Source organism: Mycobacterium szulgai, from assembly GCF_002116635.1.
GTDB lineage: Bacteria > Actinomycetota > Actinomycetes > Mycobacteriales > Mycobacteriaceae > Mycobacterium > Mycobacterium szulgai.
The window spans coordinates 22,914-30,501 of the sequence record NZ_LQPW01000151.1; the positions used below are offsets into that span (position 1 = coordinate 22,914).

Consider the following 7,588-nt stretch of genomic DNA (forward strand, 5'->3'; position numbering starts at 1 on the left):
TTCAGCTCCCGGCGAAGTCGATGGCGGTGACCCATTTGGTGTTGTGCACACCGGGCAGCGCGGGAACGATGATCCGGGCCGGATAGCCGTGATCGAGCGGCAGATCTGCGCCGTTGACCTGCAGCGCCAGCAGCGCATCGGGGTCGCCGACCTGATTGGCCTGCAGGGTCGCTACCCCGAAGGCCCCGCCGCGTTGCAGCGATGCCACGAACGCCGAGCGTGGTGCCGCGACCCCGGCCATTCGTGCCAACTCGGCCAGCGGGACCCCGGTCCAGGTCTGTACCGTCGACCATCCTTCGACGCAGGCGATCGGCAGCCGCGCGGTGCGTTGCGGCAGGGCGGCCAGCGCGGCGCGGTCCAACACGAGTTCGGTGGGCCCGCCGCGCAGGATCAACCGCCAGTTCGCGCCGACGGCTTCGGGCGTGATGCCGGCGACGGCGGCGGTTTTGTTGACCGGGAAGTCCTTGCCCCGGCCTCGCGGCAACAGCAAGGCGGCGCCGCGGGCCGGCCCACCGATCGTCTGGCCCACCGTCAGCACCGCGAGCAGTAACACCCCCGAACCGACCAGGCCCAGCACGCCGCGGCGGCTCATGGTCGGCGCGGCCGGGTCCTCGGGCGCCAGCCCGTCCGGATCGGGAGGCTGCGGCTTGGTATCAGATGTGTTGGTACGCAATACTTCTCGCAGCGACAGCGAGCGCAAACCGGTGCGCATGCGCGGGATCTTCAGCGCGATGTGCATGAGGAAGCCGGTGATGAAGACCCAGGCTCCGAAGTAGTGGCCGTCGTAGAAGCTGAACCCGAAAATGTAGTCGTACTGGATGTTGAGCACCCCGGTGACGATCTCGAAGAGCAGCCCGCCGACGAGCATCAGCAGCGACAGCCGTTCCAGCAATTGCGCGATCGAACGCGCGGGTGGCCAGTCGAACAGCTTCGGGATCACCGACCACAGCTTGGCCAGCACCACCGGGATGATGATCAGGCCCAGGCCCACGTGCAGCCCCTGGGTCAGCCGGTACAGCCAGGACGGACGGGTGGGCCAGCTGAAAGCGGGCAGTCGCAGCCATCCGACGTTGGCGGGAATGGCCTGGCCGAATTGCGGCGCATAGGCGATATAGGACAGCAGCCCGGTGAGGATCACGATCGGCAGCACAATCAGCAGCACCAGGCCGAACACCGAGGTCAGCCACGGGCCGCGCAGCGGGCTGCGGAACGTGGGCAGCGGGGGCTTCACCAGGCCGCCAGGTTGGCGATGACCCGCCCGCCGATCAGCCGGACGCTGGTCAGGGTGAGGCCCACTTGCGCGGCCAGCGCGGCGGCGCTGTCCACCCCGACCGAGGCCCACCGAAACCACGGCCCGACATCGCCGGCGGACTCCAGCCGTACCCAGCGGGCGCAGATCCCGATGGCCTGTGCGTCGAACTCGGCCACGCAACGGCCGCCGCGGCCCAGTAGTTCGGCGGCGCGGCCCAGAATCCGTAACGGATCGCCCCCGAGCCCCACGTTTCCGTCGACCAGCAGCACCGTCTGCCAACAACCCATGCCAGGCAGCGGGTCGAACACGTCGCCCAGCAACGCCGGGGCACCGCCCCTACACGCCAGCCGGACCGCGGTCATGGATTGGTCGATGCCCAATGCCGGGACGCCTCGCTGCACCAGCCTGGCCACCAGTCGTCCTGGGCCGCAGCCCAGTTCGATGGTCGGGCCGCTGCACATCTGCGCCACCGCCTCGTCGAAGGCCTCGTCGAAGGCCTCGTCCGGGGCGCCAGGTCGGTCCGGCTCGTGGGGTCCGTCCGGTTCGTACGGGGCCTTTCGTCGGCCCAGCCAACGGTGCGCCGGCAGCAGCCGCACCTCACCGTCGTCGTGACGGATCCAACAGCGCTCGCCGTCCAGTGCCCGGTCGTACAGATGCCCTAGCATTCCACGCCCCTTGCATCGTGCCTTGCATCGTGCCCGACCGCGCCGGCCTGGCTATTGCTCCGTCCCTACTTGAACCTTTTGAAGCCTTCCGATCGATACCCCGATCTTTGCGCGCCGAACCCCGCGTGCCTAGGCCCGATTGGCTAAGACGTACCGACAGACGAAATGGTTCACACACTTGATTCGGTGCCCGCGACCGCGCAGATGGATACTGTTCTGGTGCCGGCCGATGACGTCCACCCGGACCTGCGCCGAATCGCCCGTCTCGCACCGCGACGAGTGGTCGGTCCCCGAACGCTGCCGCTGGTCCGGGCGTTGATGGCACTCAGCACGCGTCGCGGCGCGCCAGCTGATGTCGAGGTGCTGACGCTGACGTCCGGGGTGCGAGTGCGGCTCTACCGGCCGGCCGGCGGTACCGAGGCGGCGCCGGCCCTGCTGTGGATGCACGGCGGCGGCCACGTGATCGGTAGCGCTGCGCAGGACGACCTGCGCTGCCACCGGTTCAGCACCAGGCTGGGCGTGACGGTCGTATCGGTGGACTACCGGCTATCACCCGAGCATCCCTATCCCGCGGCGCTGGAAGACTGTTACGCCGCGCTCACCTGGTTGGCCGGCCTGCCCGCGGTAGACGAGAACCGGGTTGCGATCGGGGGCGCCAGCGCCGGCGGCGGGCTGGCGGCGGCCCTGGCTCTGCTGGCCCGCGACCGTGGGGAGATCGCACTGGCGTTCCAGCTGCTGGCCTACCCGATGCTCGACGACCGCAGCTCGGCGTTGCCGGCCGATCCGCGGTATCGGCTGTGGGACCCGCTGGCCAATCGCTTCGGCTGGACGGCCTATCTCGGTGGTGCGGACCCGCGGCTGGCGGCGCCGGCCCGGCACGCCGACCTGAGCGGGCTGGCAGCGGCGTGGATCGGCGTGGGCACTCACGACCTTTTCTACGACGAGGACCTGTCCTATGCGGCGAGGCTGGTCGAAGCCGGGGTGCCGTGCAAAGTCGACCTGATCCCGGGCGCATTCCACGGATTCGACTTGATTGCACCCAAAGTCGCGGTGTCGCAACAGTTTTTCGACATGCAATGCAGGAATTTGCGCGCCGCGCTGGGGTTGGCGGATCACATCGCGAAGTAGACCAGCTCGCCGCCGATGATCGTCGCGGCGACCAGGCCGGCATCCAGTTCGGCCAGTGCCGTCCCCGGTGGCTCGCTCAGCACGCACAGATCCCCGGGCTCCCCGATTTCGACGGTCCGGGGCCGGCCCGGGCGATCCGGCCAGCCCAGGAACATCGTCAAAGCCTGTCGCGGCGAAACACATTCGGCCGGATTGAGGATCTTGCCAGTGGGCGTGCTGCGGTGCACGGCGGCCCGCATCGCGGCCCATGGATCACCACGACCGAACGGCACGTCCGTCGAAAACGCAACGGGCACATGCGCTTTTATCAGTGTTGCGACCCGCCACAGTTGATCATGTTCATCGGCGGGGACGTCGGTGAGATACTGATCGCCGCGTTCGGCAACCAAGTTGGGCTGGGTCACCACGGTGAGGCCCAATTCGGCGAGGTCGCTCATGGTGTCCCCGGGAACCATTGCGGCGTGCTCGATTCGGTCCAGCGGATGGCTGCCCGCCGCGCGCAGCGCAGCGATGGTCACCAGCAGTTGGGCCGCGGTGACGCAGTGCACGGCGACCGGCTGGCCGATGCTGTGGCGGTCGGCGATCCACTCGGTGAGCGACTCCAGGTCGAGGTCGTCGTCGTGCAGAATCTTCTTGCCCGGCGCCAATATCCGCACCCCGGGCCGGAATTCGCCGCGACGGTGCGCCATGACTAGCGCCACCAGGTCGCCGGCATCGAGGTCGGGGGTGGCATCGGTGACGCCGGTGACACCAGTCGCGGTGATTCGCCGGCTGAGTTCGGCCAGATCGGTTTCGCGCCGCTGCAGCGCATCCGACCAGCCGCGGTCGGCGCTGCGCAGCCGTCCGTCGGGATGTCCGGACAGGCCGACCCGGCCCAGCGCCGCGGAGTTGAGGATCCACAGCACGCCGCTGCGGTGTTGCACGCGCACCGGGACGTGGGACGTCAGGGCGTCCAGCGCGGTCCGGTCCAGGTCCCCGGCGACCGACTCGTGGTAGCCGACGGCGCGAATCCAACCGTCGGCTCCCGGCGCGGCACTCGAGAGCGCCTCCGCCAGTTGCTCTCTGGTTCGCACCGCGGGCGGGCCCACCGAAAGCGAATCCAGCGCGGAGGCCGCCGAACGCAGGTGTACATGGTGGTCGTGCAATCCGGGCAGCACGGTGCCGCCGCCCGCGTCGAGCATTCCCTCTCCCGATTTGGCAGCCAGGCCGGTGCCCAGCTCCTCGATACGGGCACCCACCCGGATATCGGCGCTGGTCCCATCCAGCAGCGTGGCGTGCCGAATCAACATGACAAGCAACGCCTTTCGGCGAGGATGCGGAACACGTTGTCGTTGTCGGCGCCGAGAGCGGCGGCCGGGGTGCCGGCCGGTGGCGCAGATGGGGGCGGCGCCGGGTGCGTCGAAGTCGATTGGTGCAGCGGCAGGGCCGCGTACGTAGCGGCGACGGTCGCCATGGCGACGTCGATGAGTTCGCCGCCGCCGCGCTCCAGCGATTCGGTGACCGCCCGGCCGGCCTCCAGCCCGGCCAGCGGGTCGGCGATGGCGTCGCCGCAGAACACCGGCCCCACGCCGACCAACCCCCCGGCGACGGCGGCGTCGTCCCCGAACGCCGGGCGCCGGGATTGGTCACCATATCCGGTGATGCGCAGCCAGATTCGGCCCGGGCGCGGGGCAACGTCGTCAGGTCCCAATCGCCGCCGCGCCAGCGCGGCCGGTCGCGATCCTTCGATCACGATGTCGGCCGCGCTGAGCAGGTCCCGCAACTTGTCGGTGTGCTGGTCGAAATCCAGGCAGTAGGACAACTTTTCGCCGTTGATCCAGTCGAAGAAGGCGCGATTGCCGGCGCGGGTGCCGTCCGGGCGGGGCGGGCTTTCCACCTTGACGACGGTCGCTCCGGCCCGGGCCAGCAGGTGCCCACACAGCGGGCCGGCCCACATCGAGGACAGGTCGGCGACCAACAGACCGGCCGGCCCGCGCCCGGGCACCGGTGTCCCGATGCGGCGCACTCGCGGCGGTGCGCCTTCGGCCTCGCCCAGTGCGGCCGCCGGGATATCGAGCAGTTCGGCCCGCTCGACGATCTCGGCCGTCGACCGGGTCGCGGCCCATTGGTGCACCGCCGGCCAGGGATCGCCGGCAGTTTCGTCACTGTGCAGTAATGCCGGGACGGCGGCGACGTCGTCGGGCCGGGAGAGCGTGATCGCACACCAGCCGTCGCGGGCGGGCAGCAACCGGGTGGCCCGGCCGGCCGATATCCGGCCGGCGCGGGTGAGCCCGAGCAGTCCGGCCCGCCCGGCCAGCAGGGTGGCCGCGTCGGCGGCGATTCGTTCGGCGCGGCCCAGGACGGCGGCGCGGGAGAAATCGGGTGGCCCGTCAGGCAGGCCGGTCAGGTAGGCCAGCCCGCTGGCGCCCCATCGGGCGGCCCACCGGTCCGAAGTCATCTCCCCATGGTGCTCGCCGCCGGCTCCGGCGGTGGCTCAACCCGGGGTATGGGAATCCCGGCGCTTAACGGCGCAGTTTCGGTTGCAGCATTAGCGCTCAGGGTGGGGATGTGCTGGCGTTACACTTTGAGAAACTTTTGGAATGATTCTTTTCATTTCTACCGAGAAACGGTATGTCGTGGTTTATCGTCAATCCGCCGATATGTCGGCGCGGTGACCGGGGGGCACATGCGCGACTCTTCAACTGCTCGTGACCTAGCTGGATAGGTGGTCTCGGATGTCGTACCTGCTCACGACGCCGCAAGCGGTACTCGCCGCGGCTGCTGATCTGGCCGGTATCGGCTCGGCGATTCAGACGGCCAACTTCACCGCGGCGGCTCCCACCACCGGCCTGCTGGCCGCGGCCGAAGACGAGATCTCCACCGCCATAGCGGCCTTGTTCGGCTCGCATGCCCAGGCCTATCAGGTGGTCAGCGCCCAGGCGGCGGCATTTCACAGCCAGTTCACCCGGGCGCTGTCCGCGAGCGCGAACTCCTATGCGCTGGCCGAGGCCGCGGCCGCAACCCCCATGCAACAGCTGCTCGATGTGATCAATTGGCCCACCGAGACGCTGTACGGGCGGCCGTTGATCGGTAACGGCGCCGACGGCGTCGACGGCACCGGCGGCGCCGGCAAGCCCGGCGGCTACCTATTCGGCAACGGCGGCAAGGGCGGATCGGGTGCCCCCGGCGGCGTCGGCGGTGCCGGCGGCAGGGCCGGGCTGATCGGTAACGGCGGAGCCGGCGGTGCGGGCGGGGCCTCGGCAAGCGGCGCCGGCGGCGCCGGTGGAGTGGGTGGCTCCGGCGGATGGCTCTACGGCAACGGCGGGGCCGGTGGTGCCGGCGGCGCCAACACCGGCGGCGTGGGCGCCGGCGGCGCCGGTGGGGTCGGCGGGCATGCGTGGCTGCTGGGCAACGGCGGCGCCGGCGGCGCCGGCGGGGCCAGCCTGAGCGCCGAAGGCGGCGCCGGCGCGGCCGGTTCAGCTGGCGGGTTCCTCTACGGCCACGGCGGCGATGGCGGGGCCGGCGGCGCCAACACCGGCGGTACCGGCACCGGCGGGGTGGGCGGCGCCGGCGGTAACGCCTGGCTGATCGGGAACGGCGCCGGCGGCGGGGCCGGCGGCTCCAGCGTCAGCGCCGACGGCGGCGCCGGCGGGGCCGCCACCAGCGGCGGGCTGCTGATCGGCAACGGCGGATACGGCGGGGCCGGCGGCGCCAACACCGGCGGCAGCGGGTCCGGCGGCGCCGGCGGGGCCGGCGGCAATGCCTGGCTGTTCGGCATCGGCGGCGACGGCGGAACGGGCGGCGCCAGCGTCAGCGCCGACGGCGGCGCGGGCGGGGCAGGGGCCAGCGCCGGCTTCCTGCTCGGCGCCGGTGGTTCCGGCGGATACGGCGGCTCGACCAGCTTCAAGGGCGGCTCCGGCGGCAACGGTGGTGCGGCCGGCAATGCCTGGCTAATCGGCAACGGCGGCACCGGCGGCAACGGCGGCAACGGCACCAACCTGACCGTCGGCGCCGGCGGCAACGGCGGCAACGGCGGCAACGGCGGGTGGCTGCTAGGCGACGGCGGGGCCGGCGCCAACGGCGGCGTCGGCGTATCGGGCGGCGGCAACGGCGGGGCCGGCGGCCACGCGCTGCTGCTCGGCAGCGGCGGCGACGGCGGCAACGGTGTGCTCGGCGGCGTGGCCGGCAAGGCCGGGCTGCTGATCGGCAACGGCGGCGACGGCGGAACCGGGCGGGCCGGCGCCGACAGCGGATTCTTGTGGGGCAACGGCGGCAACGGCGGCGACGGCGGCAGCGTCGTGATCGGTGACGGCGGCGCCGGTGGCCGGGCCTGGCTGATCGGCAACGGCGGCTCCGGCGGCATCGGCAGCACCGGCGTGGCCAGCATCGCCGATGGCGCCGGCCTGACCGGTGGCCGCGGCGGCGACGGCGGGCTGCTCTTCGGCTGGGGCGGCTGGGGTGGTGCCGGCGGCGCCGGCGCGCCGACCACGGTGCTGGGATCGGGCACCGGCGGCACCGGCGGGGCAGGCGGCAATAGCGGCTGGGTGATCGGCGGCGGCGGGGC

General features: G+C 71.6%; 6 protein-coding genes. 2 read left to right on the forward strand and 4 right to left on the reverse strand.

What is annotated here, in order from left to right:
• Position 1 precedes the first annotated feature (1 nt).
• The gene (locus tag AWC27_RS22730; protein ID WP_139837158.1) at positions 2 to 1,234 is read right to left on the reverse strand and encodes a molybdopterin-dependent oxidoreductase; all 1,233 of its coding nucleotides are present in this window, start codon (positions 1,232 to 1,234) and stop codon (positions 2 to 4) included.
• Complete coding sequence (locus AWC27_RS22735) at positions 1,228 to 1,917, reverse strand: class I SAM-dependent methyltransferase (protein ID WP_085672541.1); 690 nt, start codon at positions 1,915 to 1,917, stop codon at positions 1,228 to 1,230. The genes AWC27_RS22730 and AWC27_RS22735 overlap by 7 nt, the downstream gene beginning before the upstream one ends.
• 204 nt (positions 1,918 to 2,121) lie before the next feature.
• Between AWC27_RS22735 and AWC27_RS22740 the strand changes: the two genes are divergently transcribed.
• The gene (locus AWC27_RS22740) at positions 2,122 to 3,045 is read left to right on the forward strand and encodes an alpha/beta hydrolase (RefSeq protein ID WP_085672548.1); all 924 of its coding nucleotides are present in this window, start codon (positions 2,122 to 2,124) and stop codon (positions 3,043 to 3,045) included.
• Here AWC27_RS22740 and AWC27_RS22745 read toward each other — a convergent pair.
• Positions 3,030 to 4,334, reverse strand: a complete 1,305-nt coding sequence (locus tag AWC27_RS22745) for an amidohydrolase family protein (protein ID WP_085672542.1) — start codon at positions 4,332 to 4,334, stop codon at positions 3,030 to 3,032. The two genes, AWC27_RS22740 and AWC27_RS22745, sit on opposite strands and share 16 nt — an antisense overlap.
• A complete protein-coding gene (locus tag AWC27_RS22750; protein ID WP_085672543.1) occupies positions 4,328 to 5,482 on the reverse strand; it encodes a CoA transferase in 1,155 nt (384 codons plus the stop codon). The genes AWC27_RS22745 and AWC27_RS22750 overlap by 7 nt, the downstream gene beginning before the upstream one ends.
• 277 nt (positions 5,483 to 5,759) lie before the next feature.
• Here AWC27_RS22750 and AWC27_RS22755 point away from each other — a divergent pair.
• A partial coding sequence (locus AWC27_RS22755) for a PE family protein (RefSeq protein ID WP_085672544.1) occupies positions 5,760 to 7,588 on the forward strand: 1,829 nt, incomplete at its 3' end.

Excerpts from the sequence above, each read along its gene's own strand:
- AWC27_RS22745 (WP_085672542.1), bottom strand. The coding sequence starts at position 4,334 with ATGTTGATTCGGCACGCCACGCTGCTGGATGGGACCAGCGCCGATATC.
- AWC27_RS22740 (WP_085672548.1), top strand. The coding sequence starts at position 2,122 with ATGGATACTGTTCTGGTGCCGGCCGATGACGTCCACCCGGACCTGCGC.
- AWC27_RS22750 (WP_085672543.1), bottom strand. The coding sequence starts at position 5,482 with ATGACTTCGGACCGGTGGGCCGCCCGATGGGGCGCCAGCGGGCTGGCC.
- AWC27_RS22735 (WP_085672541.1), bottom strand. The coding sequence starts at position 1,917 with ATGCTAGGGCATCTGTACGACCGGGCACTGGACGGCGAGCGCTGTTGG.